Origin of the sequence: Bradyrhizobium campsiandrae (assembly GCF_014529705.1) — a bacterium.
In the GTDB taxonomy this organism is placed as follows: Bacteria; Pseudomonadota; Alphaproteobacteria; order Rhizobiales; family Xanthobacteraceae; genus Bradyrhizobium; species Bradyrhizobium campsiandrae.
On the sequence record NZ_JAANIH010000090.1, the window covers coordinates 1 to 19,766 of the forward strand.

The 19,766-nt window shown below is 65.5% G+C and carries 18 protein-coding genes; 7 read left to right on the top strand and 11 right to left on the bottom strand.

The features are described from left to right. Positions 1-69: 69 nt before the first annotated feature. From G8O24_RS38675 to G8O24_RS38690, 4 genes are all read right to left on the bottom strand, one after another. On the bottom strand, positions 70-261 hold the full coding sequence (locus G8O24_RS38675; protein ID WP_188107760.1) for a hypothetical protein: 192 nt from the start codon (positions 259-261) through the stop codon (positions 70-72). A gap of 105 nt (positions 262-366) precedes the next feature. Beyond that, positions 367-1,275 carry a S49 family peptidase gene (locus G8O24_RS38680; protein ID WP_188107761.1) on the bottom strand — a complete coding sequence of 303 codons (909 nt, stop codon included), beginning with the start codon at positions 1,273-1,275 and terminating at the stop codon, positions 367-369. 216 nt (positions 1,276-1,491) lie between these two features. Next, entirely contained in the window at positions 1,492-2,259 is a 768-nt protein-coding gene (locus G8O24_RS38685; protein ID WP_188107762.1) for a tRNA1(Val) (adenine(37)-N6)-methyltransferase, read from the bottom strand. Next, a complete protein-coding gene (locus G8O24_RS38690; RefSeq protein WP_188107763.1) occupies positions 2,252-2,479 on the bottom strand; it encodes a putative signal transducing protein in 228 nt (75 codons plus the stop codon). The genes G8O24_RS38685 and G8O24_RS38690 overlap by 8 nt, the downstream gene beginning before the upstream one ends. Positions 2,480-2,609: 130 nt before the next feature. Here G8O24_RS38690 and G8O24_RS38695 point away from each other — a divergent pair, with 130 nt between their 5' ends. The 5 genes from G8O24_RS38695 (at position 2,610) to G8O24_RS38715 (ending at position 7,249) form a co-directional block, all read left to right on the top strand. Beyond that, entirely contained in the window at positions 2,610-3,617 is a 1,008-nt protein-coding gene (locus tag G8O24_RS38695) for a polyprenyl synthetase family protein (RefSeq protein ID WP_188107764.1), read from the top strand. 292 nt (positions 3,618-3,909) lie between these two features. Then, a complete protein-coding gene (locus G8O24_RS38700; RefSeq protein ID WP_188107765.1) occupies positions 3,910-4,425 on the top strand; it encodes a winged helix-turn-helix transcriptional regulator in 516 nt (171 codons plus the stop codon). Between the two features lies 1 nt (position 4,426). Further along, positions 4,427-5,689 (top strand): beta-ketoacyl-ACP synthase II, encoded by a 1,263-nt coding sequence (fabF, locus tag G8O24_RS38705; protein ID WP_188107766.1) that lies wholly within the window; start codon positions 4,427-4,429, stop codon positions 5,687-5,689. Between the two features lie 44 nt (positions 5,690-5,733). Continuing rightward, a complete protein-coding gene (locus G8O24_RS38710) occupies positions 5,734-6,366 on the top strand; it encodes a LysE family translocator (RefSeq protein WP_188107767.1) in 633 nt (210 codons plus the stop codon). Positions 6,367-6,379: 13 nt separating this feature from the next. Then, complete coding sequence (locus tag G8O24_RS38715) at positions 6,380-7,249, top strand: alpha/beta fold hydrolase (RefSeq protein WP_188107768.1); 870 nt, start codon at positions 6,380-6,382, stop codon at positions 7,247-7,249. Positions 7,250-7,279: 30 nt separating this feature from the next. Here G8O24_RS38715 and G8O24_RS38720 read toward each other — a convergent pair whose 3' ends face one another. From G8O24_RS38720 to G8O24_RS38730, 3 genes are all read right to left on the bottom strand, one after another. Beyond that, positions 7,280-8,164 (bottom strand): 4-(cytidine 5'-diphospho)-2-C-methyl-D-erythritol kinase, encoded by an 885-nt coding sequence (locus tag G8O24_RS38720; protein WP_188107769.1) that lies wholly within the window; start codon positions 8,162-8,164, stop codon positions 7,280-7,282. A gap of 24 nt (positions 8,165-8,188) precedes the next feature. Further along, on the bottom strand, positions 8,189-9,985 hold the full coding sequence (locus G8O24_RS38725) for a tetratricopeptide repeat protein (RefSeq protein WP_188107770.1): 1,797 nt from the start codon (positions 9,983-9,985) through the stop codon (positions 8,189-8,191). A 306-nt stretch (positions 9,986-10,291) separates the two neighbouring features. Further along, complete coding sequence (locus G8O24_RS38730) at positions 10,292-11,953, bottom strand: electron transfer flavoprotein-ubiquinone oxidoreductase (RefSeq protein ID WP_188107771.1); 1,662 nt, start codon at positions 11,951-11,953, stop codon at positions 10,292-10,294. A 136-nt stretch (positions 11,954-12,089) separates the two neighbouring features. Here G8O24_RS38730 and G8O24_RS38735 point away from each other — a divergent pair, with 136 nt between their 5' ends. Next, positions 12,090-12,896 carry a uracil-DNA glycosylase gene (locus tag G8O24_RS38735; RefSeq protein ID WP_188107772.1) on the top strand — a complete coding sequence of 269 codons (807 nt, stop codon included), beginning with the start codon at positions 12,090-12,092 and terminating at the stop codon, positions 12,894-12,896. A 118-nt stretch (positions 12,897-13,014) separates the two neighbouring features. Here the strand turns inward: G8O24_RS38735 and G8O24_RS38740 are convergent, their stop codons facing one another. The 4 genes from G8O24_RS38740 to G8O24_RS38755 form a co-directional block, all read right to left on the bottom strand. Beyond that, entirely contained in the window at positions 13,015-14,523 is a 1,509-nt protein-coding gene (locus G8O24_RS38740; RefSeq protein WP_188107773.1) for a glycosyltransferase family 39 protein, read from the bottom strand. 99 nt (positions 14,524-14,622) lie between these two features. After that, on the bottom strand, positions 14,623-15,423 hold the full coding sequence (rnhB, locus tag G8O24_RS38745) for a ribonuclease HII (protein ID WP_188107774.1): 801 nt from the start codon (positions 15,421-15,423) through the stop codon (positions 14,623-14,625). A 77-nt stretch (positions 15,424-15,500) separates the two neighbouring features. Then, positions 15,501-15,953 carry a VOC family protein gene (locus G8O24_RS38750; protein ID WP_188107775.1) on the bottom strand — a complete coding sequence of 151 codons (453 nt, stop codon included), beginning with the start codon at positions 15,951-15,953 and terminating at the stop codon, positions 15,501-15,503. Positions 15,954-15,977: 24 nt separating this feature from the next. Next, positions 15,978-17,141 (bottom strand): PA0069 family radical SAM protein, encoded by a 1,164-nt coding sequence (locus tag G8O24_RS38755; protein ID WP_188107776.1) that lies wholly within the window; start codon positions 17,139-17,141, stop codon positions 15,978-15,980. Between the two features lie 208 nt (positions 17,142-17,349). Between G8O24_RS38755 and G8O24_RS38760 the strand changes: the two genes are divergently transcribed. Next, positions 17,350-19,764: a phosphoketolase family protein gene (locus tag G8O24_RS38760; protein ID WP_188107777.1), complete on the top strand. Its 2,415-nt coding sequence runs from the start codon at positions 17,350-17,352 to the stop codon at positions 19,762-19,764. Positions 19,765-19,766 lie beyond the last annotated feature (2 nt).

Here is a 19,766-nt window from a genome sequence, read left to right on the forward strand (position 1 = left end):
CGTTCTTCCCGCGGCAAGGCAAGACGTGGATGCCCGGGACAAGCCCGGCCATGACGAACGGCGACTGGCCTAACCCGGCCGGTACGCTCCGGTCACGGGGTCACGCTTCAGCGTCTGGATATTCCCCATGTGGGCGGCTTCGGCGACGCGCGAGAGGCGCATCTCCTCGAGCTCTTCGTTGATCCTGATGGCGGTCTTGTAGGCCCAGCGGACCACGGCAAGCCCGCCCAGGACGCCCGCGAATGCGACGAACGGCGGCATCGGTCGATCCTTGTCTCATGCTCAGCCCCCACACGCATAATCGCGCAGTCCGGGCTGCGCCGCAATTGGCTCAGCTCGGACCAAATGGCGCGGGCGGGGCGCCGCCTAGAACCCGAATTTCGCCCAGATCGCCCGCGTCTCAACCGCCGAGATCAGCTCGTCGGGCAGACCGGCCATTGATTCCATGGCCGAAAGCTGCCCCGCGCCGGGCGATTTCCGCCCCAACAGGCCGGACAGCAGCCCGGACGGCTGCGCGATCACAGGGGTGAGAACCTTCTCGCCATAGCGGGCACGAAGAGTTGAGCGGAGATCGCCGATGCCGTCGGCAAGCCCGAGCGCGATCGAGGTCTCGCCGGCCCAGTATTCGCCGGTGAACAGGGTGTCGTCGGCGCCCTTCAGTCTCGCGCCGCGGCTCTCCTTCACCAGCGCGATGAAGATCTGGTGGATCTCGCGCTGGAGCGCCTTCAGCTTGGCAACGTCGTCGGGATTTTCGGGCAGGAAAGGATCGAGCATCGCCTTGTGGGCGCCTGCCGTGTAGAGCCGCCGCTCGATGCCGAGCCGCTTGATCGCCTCCTGGAAGCCGAAGCTGCCGCCGACCACGCCGATCGAGCCGAGGATCGAGGACGGATCGCAGAAGATCTCATCGCCGGCGCAGGCGATCATGTAGCCGCCGGAGGCCGCGACGTCCTCGACGAACACCAGCACGGGCAGCTTCTTCTCCGCCGCGAGCTGCTTGATGCGCAGATAGATCTGGCGCGACTGCACCGGCGAGCCGCCGGGCGAATTGATCACCAGCGCCACCGCCTTGGCGTTCCGCATCGAGAAGGCCCGCTCCAGCACCCGTGCGACGCCGGCAAGCGTCATGCCCGGACGCAGCGGCGTCACCGCGCCGATCACGCCCGACAGCCGCACCACCGGCACCACCGCCGCACCGGGGCGGAAGCGCGCCGGCAGATATTGCATGAGCTTGTCGGCCAGGCCGGAACTCCCGCGATCGTTCAATTGTTCGGCCATGCCGTTACTCCTGATTAACCTATTCTTATCACGCGACTGTCATTGAAGGTGCCTGGAACGTGTTTTGCAGAATGCCCGTTGGGAAGCTGCAATAAGGCAGCGGAGGAAATGACATGAAGATCTATCTGCTGTTGATGCTGATCGGCGCGCTTTTCACGGCGATTCGCTTTACGTCCCCGCAAGAACAGCAGTCGGAATCGCTTCCCCAGTAAGCTGTCACGGCCCCGCCAGCGGCAAGACCGCTCTCCCTTCCAGAATATTCCGCACCTCTTTTTTGGGCACGCGTGACTCATCGTTAAGCATAAGGCCCGGCAGCAATCGCATCGGCGCCCGGCCGCCCTTCACGGCGCGGACCAGCACGCGGATCGCAGGCCTTCCCGCCTCGCCATGAACCGGCAGGATCGACACGCTGCCGAAGCCGCGTGACAGCGCTGCCAAAACCTCCGCCATACCATCCGCGCGCCAGATCAAAGTCAGCACGCCGTTCGATCGGAGAATACGCCGCGCTGCATGCACCCACGCATGCAGCGTCTCCTCGGTCGCAACATGGGCGGTGTGACGGGCCTGATCGGGCGAGCCGCGATGTCGGGCGGGATCGTTGAAGGGCGGGTTCATCATCACACAATCGGCGCTGTCGGGCCCGAGCCCATGTGCCGCGAAAGCCTGCGCGTCATCCGTGATGTCGAGCACGATCACATCAGTGGCAATCGCATTGGTGGCGGCGTTGGCGCGCGCGAGTTCGGCCAGTTCCGGATCGATCTCGACGAGACAGAGATCGATCCCGGCCACGCGCCGGGCCAGCGCCAGCCCAGCCGCGCCGATGCCGGCGCCGAGATCGACCACGCGGTCGCCTTTGCTGGCCTCGGTCGCTGCCGCAAGCAAGATGGCGTCGTGACCGGCGCGGTGGCCGGATCGCTTCTGCGTGAGCAGCAGCTGGCCGCCCAGAAAGGCGTCCTGAGTGAGATCTGTGACGACGTCAATCATCGCCGCGCAGTTCGTGGCTCAGCCCAGCCTCGGTCAGGAGCTGCCGGGCCTCGCGGGCATCGTCCTCATGGACCAGGATTCGCCGCGGCAGGACGCCGAGCGACCCCTCGATGATGCTCATGTTCTGGTCCAGCACCAGATGATGGATGTTGGCGCCGTCGAGCAGCGCGCCGATCGCCGACACCAGCACGATATCATTGGTCCGAACCAGTTCTCGCAAAGCGGGCCTCCTGCCAGAAAGCGGGTGAGCGGCAAATGTCAATGGTTCCACAGGCCTTGCCGCATCCCCGTCCAGTTTCTATTGTCTTTCCATCAGAATAGCCCCTTCGGGGCAAATATTGGAGACCGGCGTGGCCGTCATCGTACCTTTCGAAACCCCCGGCGCGTCGATCGAAGAGCTGGTTGCCCTTGTCGCTCCTGATATGGAGCGCGTCAACGCCACGATCCTGTCGCGGACCGGGTCCGATGTGACCATGATCCCGGAGGTCGCCAACCATTTGATCTCCTCCGGCGGCAAGCGGCTGCGGCCGATGCTGACGCTCGCCATGGCCAACCTTGCCGGTTACACCGGCGACGGCCACATCAAGCTCGCGGCCAGCGTCGAGTTCATGCACACCGCAACGCTGCTCCACGACGACGTCGTCGACGAGAGCGAGATGCGTCGCGGCAAGCTGTCGGCGCGCATGCTCTGGGGCAACGAGGCGAGCGTGCTGGTCGGCGACTTCCTGCTGGGACAAGCCTTCCGCATGATGGTCGAGGTCGGCTCGCTGCGCGCGCTCGACATTCTCTCCGCGGCGGCCGCCACCATCGCCGAAGGCGAGGTGATGCAGCTCGCCGCGGCCAAGAATACCGCGACCACCGAGGACGAATATCTCGCCGTGATCCGCGGCAAGACCGCCGAGCTGTTCGCCGCCGCTTGCGAGGTCGGCCCTGTGATCGCCAACCGCCCGAAGGCCGAGCAGACCGCCTGCCGCTCGGTCGGCATGAATCTCGGCATCGCCTTCCAGCTCGTCGATGACCTGCTCGACTATGGCGGCAAGAGTGCAAAACTCGGCAAGAACACCGGCGACGATTTCCGCGAGGGCAAGATCACGCTTCCGGTCGTGCTCGCCTTCCGCCGCGGCAACGACACCGAGCGCGCCTTCTGGATCAAGGCGCTCGAGCGCGGCGAGATCGGCGACGCCGATCTCGACCACGCCATCGGCCTGATGAACAAGCACCGCGCGCTCGAGGACACGCTGAGCCGCGCCCAGCACTACGGCGCCATGGCGGTCGACGCGCTGGCGCTGTTCCCCTCCTCGCCCATGAAGAGCGCGCTGGAGCAGGTCGTGGCGTTCTGCCTGGCACGGTCGCATTAGGCTGCACGTTCGGGTCCAACGCACCTTCCATTTTGCGCTGCAATTGACCCCGTCATCCTGAGGTGCGAGTGGCGCGATGCCAAGCATCGCGCCGGGAGCCTCGAAAGATACACGGCCGAGATGCAGCCGGGCCGTCGCCCTTCGAGGCTCGCCGAAGAGGCGAGCACCTCAGGGTGACGGTGTTGGATTGGTGCGCGCCGCATCTTCTGAAAGATCACGCTACTTCCATCGACAACCCAAGCCGCACAAGTAGTAACTTGCATTTTGCAAGTTACTACCCTACCTTCTGGCCATGCAGCCCAAATTGCCCTCGATCCAGGAATGCCCGGTCGGCCGCGCCGTGGAGACGGTTGGCGAGTGGTGGAGCATTTTGATCCTGCGGGATGCGTTGCAGGGCTCGACGCGGTTTGACGAGTTCGAGCGCAATCTCTCGATCGCGCCGAACATCCTGTCGCGGCGTCTTGCCCATCTCACCAAGACCGGCATGTTCGTCCGCCGCCGCTACCAGGAGCGGCCGCCGCGTTACGAATATGTGCTGACGGACAAGGCGCGGGACTTCTTCCCCGTGATCGCGACGCTGCTGGCCTGGGGCAACAAGCACCTCGCGCCGAAGGGGCAATCCATTCTCTTGGCGAACCGGGACGATCGTCGGCCGCTCGAACCGGTCGTGGTCGACGCCGCCGACAGGCAACCGATCACGCTCGCCAATGCGGTCGTGATCGCAGGCCCCGCCGCGAGCCGCCTGATGCGGCGGCGGCTCGCCTCGCTCAAGGCCATGAACCCGGCCACCGCGCCGGCTGGAGACTGACATGCGTCGTATCGTCGTGACGGGAATGGGCGCGGTGTCGCCGCTTGGCTGCGGTGCCGAGCTATCCTGGCGGCGGCTGCTCGCGGGGCAAAGCGGGCTACGCCCGCTGCCCGAATGGGCGCAGGCGCTGCCTGCGCGCATCGCCGGCCTCGTGCCCGACAAGGCGGACGATGCGGATGGCGGCTTCGATCCGGCGGAGGCTGCCGCGCCGAAAGACCAGCGCAAGATGGACCGCTTCATCCTGTTCGCGCTGCTGGCCGCCGCGGAGGCCGTCGCACAGGCCAAATGGGCGCCGCAGGATGCAGCCTCGCTGGAGCGAACCGCAACGATCATCGCCTCCGGCGTCGGCGGCTTCCCGGCGATGGCGGAGGCCGTGCGCATCACCGAGCAGCGCGGCGCGCGCCGGCTGTCGCCGTTCACGATTCCCTCGTTCCTCGCCAATCTGGCCGCCGGCCATGTCTCGATCCAGTACGGCTACAAGGGCGCGCTGGGCACGCCGGTCACGGCGTGCGCCGCCGGCGTCCAGGCGATCGGCGATGCCGCGCGCATGATCCGCATCGGCGAGGCCGATGTCGCAATCTGCGGCGGCGCGGAAGCCTGCATCGATCTCGTCAGCCTCGGCGGTTTCGCCGCGGCCCGCGCGCTGTCGAGCGGCTTCAATGACGAGCCCGCCCGGGCCTCGCGTCCGTTCGATCGCGACCGCGACGGTTTCGTGATGGGCGAAGGCGCCGGCATTCTGGTGGTCGAGGAGCTGGAACATGCGCTGGCCCGCGGCGCGATTCCGGTCGCGGAGATCGTCGGCTATGGCACGACGGCCGACGCCTATCACATGACATCAGGTCCACCGGATGGCGAGGGCGCCCGCCGCGCCATGGAGATCGCGCTGCGGCAAGCGAGCCTGGCGCCCGCCGATCTGCAGCACCTGAATGCGCATGCGACCTCGACACCCGCCGGCGACGAGAGCGAGCTCGGCGCGATCGGTGCCCTGTTCGGCCGCAGCAAGACGATCGCGGTGAGCGCGACCAAATCGGCCACCGGCCATCTGCTCGGCGCCGCCGGAGGGCTCGAGGCGATCTTCACCATCCTCGCCTTGCGCGACCAGATTGCGCCGCCGACGCTCAATCTGGACAATCCCGACGCGAACGCCGAGGGCATCGACATCGTCGCGGGCGGCGCGCGGCCGATGCCGATGCTCAACGCCATCTCCAACGGCTTCGGCTTCGGCGGTGTGAACGCCAGCGTGATCTTCCGCCGGATGACCTAGATACAGGGCCTTGCAATCACGCCGGGCATCGCTACCAAAGCAGGATGACCGAAACGAATTTCTGGCTATTCCTTGCCGCGGCATTTCTCATCGCCGCCATTCCCGGCCCCGGCATCTTCTACGTCGCGGCGCGCACCTTGTCGGAAGGACGCGCGAGTGGTTTTGCCTCGACCGCAGGTACCGCGCTGGGCGGACTGGCCCATGTGGTCGCGGGCAGCCTCGGCGTCTCCGCGATCATCCTCGCCAGCGCCGAGCTGTTTGCCGCAATCAAATTCGTCGGCGCACTCTATCTGGTCTGGCTTGGCATCATGACTTTTCGTCGCGCCAGCCGCGTACCGCCGGTGGAGAGCGAGCCCATCGGCGATAAGCGCGCCTTCCGTGACGGCGTGCTGGTCGAAGCCCTGAACCCGAAGACCGCGGCGTTTTTCCTCGCCTTCATTCCGCAATTCCTCGATCCCGCGGGATCACACCCCACGCTGCAATTCATCATGTTGGGCGCGATCTCGGTGGCGCTGAACACCTTCGCCGATGTCGTCGTGGTGCTGATGGCATCGGCGACACGCACGCAGCTGATCGGACGGCCGCATCTGGTGCGGCGCCTCACGCAGGGCTCCGGCGTCTTCATCGCAGGCCTCGGCCTGTCGCTTGCACTGGCGCGGCGACCGGCGAATGGATAGCGGATCGCTCGCGATGCTCCTTCCCCAAAGCCGCTTCTATGAATCGCACGGTCTGCGGCTGCACTATGTTGATTGGGGCAACCAGAGTGCGCCGCCTCTTCTTCTGGTTCACGGCGGCCGCGATCATTGCCGGAGTTGGGACGCCATCGCCCGCTCGCTGCAGCCGCATTTCCACGTCATCGCACCCGACCTGCGCGGCCACGGCGATTCCGACTGGACCCACGGCGGCAGCTACGCGCTGACCGAATATGTCTACGATCTCACCCAGCTCGTCCGAGCCATCGCGGCGCCTCAGGTGACGCTCATCGGCCATTCGATGGGGGGCATGGTCAGCCTGATCTTTTCGGGGTCCTTCCCCGAGCTGGTCTCGAAGCTCGTCGTCCTCGACGGTGTCACGATGTTGCCCGATGCACCGAAGCCGCCGGTGCATGAGCGCATCGGCAAATGGGTCGGTCAGCTCGACAAGCTGCACGATCGCACGCCGCGCCGCTATGCGACGCTCGAGGACGCCGCCGCGCAGATGATGCGGCACAATAAGCGGCTGTCTCGCGACCTCGCGCTGCACCTCGCCACGCATGGCGCGCGGCAGAACGCGGACGGCACCTATAGCTGGAAGTTCGATCCCTACCAGCGCGCGTCGGCGCCGCACCGGCTGTGGCCGGACGATCACGTCGCGCTGTGGTCGCGCATTGCCTGTCCGACGCTGCTGCTGAACGCCGGCGAAAGCTTCCTGGCAGGTGCAAAGGCAGCGGGCCTGGAGCGTTATTTCCAGCAGGCGCGTATCGCAACCATCGCAGGCGCCGGGCACTGGCTGCAGCACGACAAGCCAGAAGAGGTGCTCGGAGAGATCCGACATTTTCTAGGGTTGGAAAGCATCGACTAGCTCAGCTACCGACCCTCGCGGAGAAAATACCTAGCTCAACGTCCCCGCATGCACCCACCAACCAGGGTGATCCCTGCGGATCTTCTCGGCGGCGGCATGCGCGTCCGCCGGCGCCGCGTAGATCGCAAAGCAGGTCGCGCCGGAGCCGGACATCCGCGCGAGCTTGACGCCGTTGGATTCGCGAAGCGCCTCCAGCACCTCGCCGATCACCGGTTCAATGCGCAGTGCGGGTGCTTCGAGGTCGTTGGCGACGGTTTCGAGCACGTCGACCCAGTCGGCGATCGAAGCGCCCTCCTCGGGCCAGGCCGGAGCCTCGATGACATCGGTCGCGCCGACCAGGAGCTCACCATTGCGCAGGCCCAGCGCCTGGAACACGTCCTTGGTGGCAACAGGCACGCGCGGATTGACCATCACGCAGGGCATGCTCGGCAATGCCAGCGGCAGCAACTGCTCGCCGACGCCGGTCATGTCGCAGGCGCGCGAGAGCAGGCATACCGGCACGTCGGCGCCCGTCGCCAGCGCGACCTTCTGAAGGCGGGGATCGTCGAGCGCCAGATTGTTGAGACGCGCCAGCAAGCGCAGCGCCGCCGCTGCGTCAGCCGAGCCGCCACCGATCCCGGCAGCAACCGGCAAGACCTTGTCGAGCGCGAAGGCCCCGAGCTTCAGGTTTGGCACGGCATCGGCCAGGAGCTTCGCCGCCTTGAAGACGAGATTGTCCGACGTGTCGCCGCAGGCCGCCGCGAGCGGCCCCGTGGTCGCAAGCCTGAGCTCGCCGCCCGGCTCCAGCGTGAGCCGGTCGGCGCAGTCGGCGAACGCAACCACACTTTCGAGATCATGATAGCCGTCGGCACGACGGCCGATCACGCGAAGGCTCAAATTGACCTTCGCGCGCCCTTCTTCAACCAGCGCCGACATTGGCGATGCCCCCTCAACGCAACCTTAGCCGCCCTTGTCGTCGTCCTTCTTCTTGTCCGCCTGCGCGGCCGAAGAGTTCGAGGCGTCGTCGCTCATGCCGTTGGCGATCTTGGCCTCGATCTTCGGCAGATCATCCGGCTCGGGCTTCAGGTCGCGGGCATGCGCCCACTGGAATTTGGCCTCCAGCTTGCGGCCGACGCGCCAATAGGCGTCGCCGAGATGATCGTTGATGGTGGGATCCTCGGGCTTGAGATCGATCGCGCGCTCGAGATTCTTCACCGCCTCTTCGTAATTGCCGATGCGATAATAGGCCCAGCCGAGGGAGTCGACGATGTAGCCGTCGTCGGGGCGCTGCTCGACGGCACGCTTGATCATCTTCATGCCCTCGTCGAGATTCACGCCCTGGTCGATCCATGAATAGCCAAGGTAGTTCAGGACGTGCGGCTGGTCGGGCTGGAGCTCGAGCGCCTTCTTCATGTCGGCTTCGGCCTTGGCCCACTCCTTGGAGCGCTCTTCGCAAATGCCGCGGTAATAGTACCAGACACTGTTGGCCTTATCGTTGCCTGCCGGCAGCACGTCGATGCCGCGCGAATAGGTCGCACCGCAGTCGCCGAACTTCTTGCGGCCGCGCTCGAGGTTGCCGAGCGCCATGATGGCTTCGAGATCCTTGGGGTCCTCGGAGGTCACGCCCTTGAGGATCTTGATCGCCTCGTCGCTGCGGTCGGCGGAATCCAGGTCAATGGCGAGCTGGATCTGCGCATTGCGCTTCAAGGGCGAGCTGGACGGCACGCGCTCATAGATCTTGATCGCCATTTGCGGCCGCTTCACCGATTCATAGAGATCTGCGAGCGAGAGCAGGGCCAGCGGATGGGTGGGCTGGAGATAGAGCGCGAGCTGGAGATAGACGAGCGCGAGGTCCTCGCCGCCGCGGCGGGTCAGCGTCGCGCCGATGCCGTAAAGCGCCTCTGCCGCACCGGCCTGCGCGGAATCGACCAGCGACGGCATCTTCTTGCCAGCCTTGGTCTCGCGCAGCCCTTCGACGATCAGTGGATGGCGGGCGAGCTTCTTGTCGAAAGCTTCATAGATTGCGGTCGCCGAGGCGGCGTCCTTGTTGCGCGACAGCCAGCGCGCATAGGCTTCGCTGACGCGCAGCATGGAATCGTCGAGCTTGTAGGCTCGCTCGAAGCGGACGCCGGCGTCCTTCTCCTTGCCGGCATTCTCGAGGATCATGCCGGCGTGCAGGTCCTTGAACAGCGGGTACCATTCCGGTCCCGCCAGCTTGTCGATGGTTGCAACCGCGCCCTTGGCATCGCCGGCGCCATAGGCGGCCCAGCCGGACAGCAGCGTCGCGACGAGATCGGTGATCGGCCCGCGAACCGACTGGTTGATGTTGTTCTGCGCGCTCGGATATTTCTTCAGCTTCAGATCATGGACGCCGACCACGAGGCGCGCGATGCGATTGGTCTTGTCGATGGCGAGGATGCGCTCGGCGAGCTTGACCGCTTCCTCGATGTCGCCGTCGTCGACCGAGGAGATGAAGGCGCGGTCGAGCAGTTCGTTGTTCTTGGGGTCGGTCCGCAGCGCGGAGCGGTAGAAGGCGGCGGCCGAGGTCGCGTCACGCTCGACGCTGGCGTGACGGGCGGCGAGATAGCTGCCGGCGGTGGTCAGCGACTTCAAATCGTTTCGGGTCGGAAACTGCGCCGCCGTGTCGGCCGGATGGTCCGGCGTCTGCGCCAGCACCCCGCCCGGGACCGCCACGATCACAGAGCCGGCAAGGGCGATGGCAGCAGCAGTCCAGCGGTTGAAACGATTTGAAAACATCAGGGCTCGCCTTGAGTTGGTAGTGCCTGGGTTTGGAGCAAACGGCCGTCTCGCGCACGAACGCGGCCGGCGACATCGGGACCCGGAACCGTCGGTCCGGACAATGCCGCTTTTGGCGCTTCACCGCAAGGATTCGGACCGGGCGATCCCCGCCGCACGCCCCAAATCGGCCAAGTAACCGTACAGGAGAGCCCAAGACGCCGGTACTATGGCCTTATCGTGACCGGGAGCACCCGTGGGGCTCCCGATCTCACGCGAACGTGCGCGCCATCACCCTTCGGGCCGATTTGGCCGTCCGGCGGGCCCTCACATCGCCTCGTAGTTCGGTCCGCCGCCGCCCTCGGGCGGAACCCAGGTGATGTTGCCGTTCGGGTCCTTGACGTCGCAGGTTTTGCAGTGGACGCAGTTCTGGGCGTTGATCTGGTAGCGCGGGCTGGCACCCTCCTCGACCCACTCATAGACGCCGGCCGGGCAATAGCGATTCGACGGCCCCGCGAAGACGTCATGCTCCGAGGTCTTTTGCAGGTTCATGTCGGCCACCTTGAGATGGACCGGCTGATCCTCCTCGTGGTTGGTGTTGGACAGGAACACCGAGGACAGCTTGTCGAACGAGATCTTGCCGTCCGGCTTCGGATAGTTCTTGGGCGCGTGCTGCCTGGCCGGATCGAGCGTCGCGCGATCGGGCTTGGCATGCGACTGGGTACCGAACAACGAGGCACCGAACAGCGTGTTGCACCACATGTCGAAGATGCCGAGCCCGGCTCCGATGAAGGTGCCAAACTTGGACAACAGCGGTTTGGCGTTGCGGACGGGGTAGAGGTCCTTGCCGACGACGGAATCGCGCCATGCGTTCTCGTATTCGATCAGTTCGTCATTGGCACGGCCGGCGCCCAGTGCCGACGCAACGTGCTCTGCTGCGAGCATGCCGGTGCCCATCGCATTGTGCACGCCCTTGATGCGGGGAACGTTGACGAAGCCCGCCGCACAGCCGATCAACGCGCCGCCGGGGAAGCTGAGCTTCGGCACCGACTGGTAGCCGCCTTCGGTGATGGCGCGCGCGCCATAAGCCAGGCGTTTGCCGCCTTCGAGCGTTGCGCGCACCGCGGGATGGTTCTTGACGCGCTGGAATTCGTCGAACGGCGAGAGATAAGGATCGTCGTAGTTGAGGTGGACGACGAAGCCGATCGACACCAAGTTCTCGTCGTAGTGATAGAAGAACAGACCACCACCGGTGTCATTGTTGAGTGGCCAGCCGACGGCGTGCTGCACCAGGCCCTTCTGGTGCTTAGCCGGATCGATCTGCCAGACCTCCTTGAGGCCGATGCCAAATTTCGGCGGCTCGCTCTTGGCATCGAGCGCGAACTTCGCGATCAATTGTTTCGACAGGCTGCCGCGCGCGCCTTCAGCAAACAGCGTGTATTTGCCGAGCAGCTCCATGCCGCGGGTGAAGGAGTCCTTCGGTTTGCCGTCGCGGCCGATGCCCATGTCGCCCGTAGCGATGCCCTTCACCGCGCCCTTGTCGTCATAGAGCACCTCGGCGGCAGCGAAACCCGGATAGATCTCGACGCCGAGCGCCTCGGCTTTGCGCGCCAGCCAGCGGCAGACATTGCCGAGCGAACCGATGTAGCAGTGATGGTTGTCCATCAGCGGCGGCATGATGAAGTTCGGGATCTTGAACGAGCTGGTCTCGGTGAACCAGAAGAAACGATCGTCCTTGACCTGGGTCTTGAGAGAGCAATCAGGGTCTTCGCGCCAGTCCGGGATCAGCCTGTCGAGCCCGGCCGGATCGATCACGGCGCCGGAGAGAATGTGCGCACCGACCTCGGAGCCCTTCTCCACCACGACGACATTGAGATCGGCATTGATCTGCTTCAGCCGAATCGCCGCAGCCAAGCCCGAGGGGCCGGCGCCGACGATGACGACGTCGAATTCCATGGATTCGCGCGGGGGAAGTTCTTCGGTGCTCATCTGATCTCAGCCCTTGAGACGGTTCCTTGTCATTTGCGCCCCCTTGTTTCCGATTTTTCCGGGTAGGACAACCACGGAAATGCGTTCCGCTGGGATGCAAGGCGCCTTAAGATGAACTAATAGTCTGACTTTCCAAATGATCCCAGAGCCCGCACCCACCGTCCGAGAGCTTCTCGCCTTCTATCTGGAGGCCGGTGTCGACTGCGCACTCAACGAGGAACCGATCGACCGCCTGGCGGAATTAGAAGCCCCGCCGCCGCCCCCGCGGGCGGCGCCGGTCGAGGCACCGCGGCCTGTCGCCGCGCCGGCGGTGCTGCGCGGCGAGGCCGCTCCCGCGCCCGACGTCGCGATTGCTTCGGCACGCGAGGCCGCGCGCACCGCACCGACGCTCGAGGCGCTACGCGAGCTGATGCAAAACTTCGAGGGCTGCGCGCTCAAGCACACCGCGACGCGGCTGGTCTTCGCCGACGGCAATCCACAGGCGCGCATCATGTTCGTCGGCGAAGCGCCGGGCCGTGACGAGGACATCGAGGGACTGCCATTTGTCGGACGCAGCGGCAAGCTGCTCGATCTCATGATCGGCGCGATAGGCCTCAACCGCACCACGGCCTACATCACCAACGTCATCCCCTGGCGGCCACCGGGCAACCGCACGCCGACGCCGCAGGAGACGCAGATCTGTCTGCCTTTCATCCAGCGCCATATCGAGCTGGTGAACCCCGACGTGCTGGTGACGCTCGGCAATCCCTCGACGCAGACGCTGCTATCGACGCGCGAAGGCATCATGCGCACGCGCGGGCGCTGGTTCGGCTACGACACCGGCCAGCGCACCATTCGCGCGCTGCCGACCTTCCACCCGGCCTACCTGCTGCGCTCGCCGTCCTATAAGCGGCTGGCCTGGCAGGATCTGCGCGCGATCGCGAAGGCACTGGCGGGCGCGTGAGAGGCTGAACGGCCTATCCACGTCATTGCGAGCGCAGCGAAGCAATCCAGAATCTTTCCGCAGAGGCGCCTGGATTGCTTCGTCGCAAGGGCTCCTCGCAATGACGGCGGAGAGACCCCTACGTCCCCTTCGGCCTCACGATGCCCCAGCCGATGCGCAGCAATCCCTGACGGCCATTGACCAGCCATTCGAACGCCCGCGGCACCTCCGGCACCAGCCCGGGGAAGCGGGCGAGAATTTCCGGCGGCGGCGTGCCGGCAGTATCGGAGGCGCGCCAGACCACGACTCCACCGCTCTCGCCGAATTTGGCCTGTGACATCCATGGCGTGCGTGCCGGATCGGCATCGATGAAGAGATGCGGTCTTCCGGAATGCAGCGTGATCAGGCTCGCGAGCTGGGTTTCACCGGCGACCGCACGCAGACGATGGTTGGTGCGACGGGCAAAGCTCTCCTCAAAGAAGTCCGAGATCGCACCGGCCGGCATCGAGGTCGCGATCTCGCCGCTGCCGGTCCAGGGCATGAACAGCACGGCCAGCACGACACCGGCGGCGGGCGCCACGATGGCGGCGATCCACACCGTACGCAGCATGCGCGCCTGGCGCATCGCGACGAGATCGCCTGATGCCACGACCATGGCGAGGCCCGACATGACCAGCACGACACCGGCGCCGCCGACGACGGTATCGAGTGCGAACAGGCCCGAGATCAGGACTGCACCGAGCGCAGGTGCGAGCGCGAAGAAGTAGACGAAGTTGCGCGCGAGCGGCTCGACCGGAGGCCGGTAGATGATCGGCGCCTCCTCGCTCTTGCCGGCCAACAGGCCGGTGTTGAGAAACGTCAACACCGGAATCGCCACTGCGCCGAGCACGAGCCCGCCGAGCAGCCAGACCGCATGGATCGCGCGGGCACTGAGGTCCGCAACCTGAGGCAAGGCGGGCAACACGAGGGTCTCGGCACGCATCAGCCAGACCGCATAAGGCAGCGCCAGCACGGCGACGACGACAAGCGCAAACAGCGGATCGAGCGCACGCAAGGTCCGCCGCCCGCCGGCGGTCGACAGCGCAAAGATGACGAGAAGCGCGAGCAGGAAGATCGCGGCCGGCGTCGTCAGCAGCAGCAGGCCCGCTTCGATCGACCAAGCGAACCAGGCATTGCCGCGACGCTGGCCGATGATCTGCCAGGAATGCAGCAGCAGCAGTGCCCACAGCGGGCGCGCGAGGACCAGGGGACCGAAGTCGAGCGCGGACGAGGAGAAGGCCAGCACTGTCATAGTCAACAGCACGGCGAGCACCGCATGCTGGCTGCCGACCACGGCACGAGCGAGGTGATAGAGCGTGATGAAGGTGGCGATCTCGCAGAGCTCGGCCAGGAGATAGACACCGAACATGTGGCCGCCCGCGGCGCGATAGGCGATGTCGGCGAGCCAGACCGCGAGCGGCGGGCCGAGATCGGTGCCGACCTGATATTCCCTGCCGAAGGCGAGCAGGGTCGCGAGGCTGCCGGGCGGGCTGCGGTAGAACACGAGGGCGACCAGCAGCCACATCGCAGCCTGAAGCAGCACGGCAATCCAGACGATCAACCGCGGCCGGGCGCGAATGAGCTCGATGACCAGGGAGGTAAACCGCATGCAACGCCCGCAAGATGCAGCCAACCCGTCCAGCCGGCCCTATTCGCTCACATCTGTTTTGATAAAGGGCGCCACGCGTCGTGGCAACTTCGGTCTGCTCTAGAGTCCTGCCGAAGCATCGATTTCAACCGCCGTCTCGACCTGCAGCTCGACCTCGGTGGCCGAGAACAGATCCCGCACCGGCTCGACCGTCCAGGGCATGTGCTTGGCGCGGGCGGCAACGACGGGGGCGAAGAAGCTGCGGTGATGGATCGTCGGACCGAGGCGATCGAGCGCATCGAGATGCTCCGGGACGCCATAGCCCTTGTGCTGCTCAAATCCGTAGCCCGGGCAATCCTGCGCCAGCGCGCACATCAAGCGGTCGCGCGTGACCTTGGCGACGATGGAGGCGGCGGCGATCGAGAGCACGATACCGTCGCCGCCGATCACGGCCTCGCAATCGCAAGGCGTATCGAGGCGGTCGCGGCCGTCGACGAAGACGTGGCGGGGTGGCTCGGGCAGCGCGATCACCGCGCGCTTCAGTGCCCACAGCGAGGCGCGCAGGATGTTGTCACGGTCGATCCGCGCAGGCGATGCGACCGCGACCGAGACCTGGGCGGTAGCGCAGATCTTGTCGAACAGTCTTTCGCGCTCTTCGGCGGTCAGTCGCTTCGAATCATCGATGCCGCGCGGGATGCGATCAGGATCGAGAATCACGGCAGCCGCCACCACGGGACCAGCCAGCGGCCCGCGGCCGGCCTCGTCGCAGCCGGCGACCGGCCAGACGCCGCGCTTGATCAGCGCGCGCTCGCGACGAAAGCTCGCTTTGGCAGGCCCGGCTTTCTTCTCGGCAGCCTGCTTTGGCGCGTCCTTGTTTGGCACGTCCTTGGCCGGCTTCCTGGCGGATTTGTCCCGAATCATGGCCGGGATCGTGCGCAAGCAGCCCGGCCAGCGCAACCGGGAACCAATCGCAATTCCCGTTATTCAAGCTGACCGCTCTAGTTTGCCAGATGCACCCGCCGGTCTTCGCCGACCTCGATGCCGGGCGCCACCACCGCCTCCCAGGCGTGGCCGTCGGGATCGGCAAAATAACCGCGATAGCCGCCGTAGTCGGTGTCAGACGCCGCTTTCAGCAACTTTGCTCCCTTGCCGAGGGCGAAGGCCATCACCGCATCGACCTCCTCGCGGGAGGCGCAGTTCCAGGCAAGCGTGACGCCGCGGAAGCTCGCCGGCCTCGGCTGGTCCGGCAAGCTCGCGTCGTCAGCCAGTTGGTCCCAGGGAAACAGGCCGAGCACCGAGCCGCCGGTATCGTAGAACGCAACGGCCTCGCTGGTTGCCTTCAGCCGGCGCGAAAAGCCCAGCGCATCATAGAAAGCAATGCTGGCGCGGATATCGCTGACGCCGAGCGTGACGACGGTGAGCCGCGGCACCGGCGGAACTTCGTTACTCATGCCATACCTTTTTCCACATCATGCTCAGAACAGGCTGAGCTGCTCGCCGCCCTGCTTCGGCCGGGCAAAGTGATCCGTGGTCAGCTTGGCGCGGCGCTTGTTGAGGCCGAGCCTGTCGCAGGCGATCTCGAAGCGGCGGCCGATGGTCCAGGCCATCGGTCCCGTGCCCTTCATCCGCTCGCCCCATTTCGAATCATAGTCGCGGCCGCCGCGCATATCGCGGATCAGCGTGAAGACGTGGCGATAGCGGTCCGGATAATTTGCCATCAGCCATTCACGAAACAGGTCGCGCACCTCCAGCGGCAACCGCAGCAGCACGTAGGACGCTTCCTTGACGCCGGCATGGGCTGCGGCATCGAGGATGCGCTCGATCTCGGTATCGTTCAGCGCGGGGATCACGGGCGCGACCATCACGGTGGTCGGAATGCCGGCGTCCGAAAGCTGCTTCAGCGCCTCCAGCCGCTTTGGCGGCGTCGACGCCCGCGGCTCCATGGTGCGCGCCAGCTTCGGATCGAGCGAGGTCACCGAGATCGCGACCTTGGCGAGGTTGCGCCTGGCCATGCGTGCGAGAATGTCGATGTCGCGCGTCACCAGCGCGGACTTGGTGACGATGCCGACGGGATGGCCCGTGCGCTCCAGCACCTCGAGAATGCCGCGCATGATCTTGTGCTCGCGCTCGATCGGCTGATACGGATCGGTGTTGGTGCCGATCGCGATCATCCGCGGCTCGTAGCCTGAGGCGGCGAGTTCCTTCTCGAGCAGGACAGGCGCCTCGGGCTTCACGAACAGTTTTGACTCGAAGTCGAGCCCCGGCGACAGGCCGAGATAGGCGTGCGTCGGCCGCGCGAAGCAATAGACGCAGCCATGCTCGCAGCCGCGATAGGGATTGATGGAGCGATCGAAACCGATGTCGGGGGAGTCGTTGCGGGTAATCACCTTGCGCGAGGTGTCGACGCCGACAATGGTCTTGAACGGCGGCAGTTCCTCAAGACTCTGCCAGCCATCGTCGAAGGCGACGCGGGCCTCCGCCTCGTAGCGGCCGCTGGCATTGGACTGGGCGCCTCGCCCGCGCCGGCGCGCCCGGTCGATGGCGACCCCAAGCTCGGGGAAATCAGAAGGCGCACCCGCCGGCTCGGAGGGCGCCGTGACCGGCGGGTGCTTGAGAGCAGAAGAAGAAGCTGGACTCATGCAGCCAAGATAGCACGCCAAAGGAACAAATCAAGAACAAGAATGGAAAACGCGAAAACAACCCCATGCACAGTAGCCGCCCAAACTTCGAGCGCGCGGCTTTGACCTCACGCAACATGGCTGTCATGGCGATCCCGTTTCATGCCGCCGAAGGATCGATCGTCCGGGAACATCGTTGACGACGATCCGAGTGAAGGTCAGCAGGATTATGACAAATCAACAACATCAGTCAGCTGCAAGCAGCGACCTCGATCTCCTCGATCGCTACTGGCGCGCCGCGAACTACCTCTCGGTCGGGCAAATCTATCTCCTGGATAATCCGCTGCTGCGCGAGCCGTTGCGGCCAGAGCACATCAAGCCACGCCTGCTCGGCCATTGGGGCACGACGCCCGGGCTGAACTTCATCTACGCCCATCTCAACCGCGTCATCCGCGCGCAGGACCTCAGCGTGCTCTATGTCTGCGGCCCTGGACATGGCGGCCCGGGCATGGTCGCCAACACCTATCTCGAAGGCAGCTACAGCGAGATTTATCCCGACATCGCGCGCGATACGGACGGATTGCGGAAACTTTTCAGGCAGTTCTCCTTCCCCGGCGGCATTCCGAGCCACGCCGCGCCGGAGACGCCGGGTTCAATTCACGAGGGCGGCGAGCTCGGCTACGCGCTGGTGCACGCCTATGGCGCGGCCTTCGACAATCCTGATTTGATCGTCGCCTGCGTCGTCGGTGACGGCGAAGCCGAGACCGGCCCGCTGGCGGCCTCCTGGCACTCCAACAAGTTCCTCAGCCCCGCCCATGACGGCGCGGTGCTGCCGATCCTGCACCTCAACGGCTACAAGATCGCCAACCCGACCGTGCTCGGACGAATGCGTGATGACGAGATCCGCGATCTCTTCCGCGGCTTCGGCCACGAGCCGCTGTTCGTCGAAGGCGACGATCCAAAGACGATGCACCAGGCCATGGCCGACGCGCTCGACGTCGCAATCGCCAGCATCCGCTCGATCCAGCAGCACGCCCGCGATGGTCGCGCGAGCGTGGAGCGGCCGCGCTGGCCGATGATCGTGCTGCGCAGCCCGAAGGGCTGGACCGGCCCGAAAGAGGTCGACGGCAAGAAGGTCGAAGGTTTTTGGCGGGCGCATCAGGTGCCCGTGGCGAGTTGCCGCGAGAATCCGGCCCACCTGAAGATTCTCGAAGACTGGATGCGCAGCTACGAGCCGGAAAAGCTGTTCGACCAGAGCGGCGCGCTCATCCCCGAACTCCAGGCCCTTGCGCCCGAAGGCAGCAGGCGCATGGGCGCCAATCCGCACGCCAATGGCGGCTTGCTGAAGAAGGAGCTGAAGCTGCCGGACTTCCGCAGCTTCGCCGTCGAGGTGCCGCAGCCAGGTTCGGTGACGGGAGAGGCGACGCGCGAGCTTGGCAAATTCCTGCGCGACGTCATTACCCTCAACGCCGAGGCGCGCAATTTCCGCATCATGGGACCTGATGAGACCGCCTCGAACCGGCTGGACGCCGTGTTCGAGAGCACCGAACGCGTGTGGATGGAGCCGATCGAACCCTACGACGTGCACCTCGCGCAGGACGGCCGCGTGATGGAGGTCCTGAGCGAGCATCTCTGCCAGGGCTGGCTCGAGGGCTATCTGCTCACCGGACGGCACGGCTTCTTCTCATGCTACGAGGCCTTCATCCACATCGTGGATTCCATGTTCAACCAGCACGCCAAATGGCTCAAGGTGACGCGGCATTTGCCATGGCGGCGCCCGATCGCCTCGCTCAACTATCTCCTCACCTCGCATGTCTGGCGCCAGGACCATAACGGCTTCAGCCATCAGGACCCGGGTTTCGTCGATCTCGTCGCCAACAAGAAGGCCGACATCGTCCGTATCTATTTCCCGCCCGATGCCAACACGCTGTTGTGGATCGCCGATCACTGCCTGCGCACCTACAATCGCATCAACGTCATCGTCGCCGGCAAGCAGCCGGCGCCGCAATGGCTGTCGATGCAGGCAGCCGCCACGCATTGCGATGCCGGCATCGGCATCTGGACCTGGGCCGGTACGGAAGACGCTGACGGCGAACCCGACGTGGTGATGGCCTGCGCCGGCGACGTGCCGACGCTGGAGACGCTCGCCGCCGTCGACCTCTTGCGCAAGGCGCTGCCGGACCTGAAGATCCGCGTCGTCAACGTCGTCGACCTGATGACGCTGCAACCGCAGGAGCAGCATCCGCACGGCCTTTCCGATCGCGACTTCGACTCGCTGTTCACGCGCGACAAGCCAGTGATCTTCGCCTATCACGGCTATCCCCACCTCATCCACCGCCTGACCTATAACCGCACCAACCATGCCGGAATGCATGTGCGCGGCTTCGCCGAGGAAGGCACCACGACGACGCCGTTCGACATGGTGGTGCTCAACGAGCTCGACCGCTATCACCTCGCGATCGAGGCGATCGAACGCGTGCCCGATCTCGCAACCAGGGCTGCGCATGTGAAGCAGCAGTTCCGCGACAAGCTGCTCGAGCATTCGCGTTACGTGCGCGAGCATGGCGAGGACATGCCGGAAATCCAGCAATGGGTCTGGCAGAACAGCGCCGGCGGCGCCACGCCGGCCGAAGCCGGCGATTGACG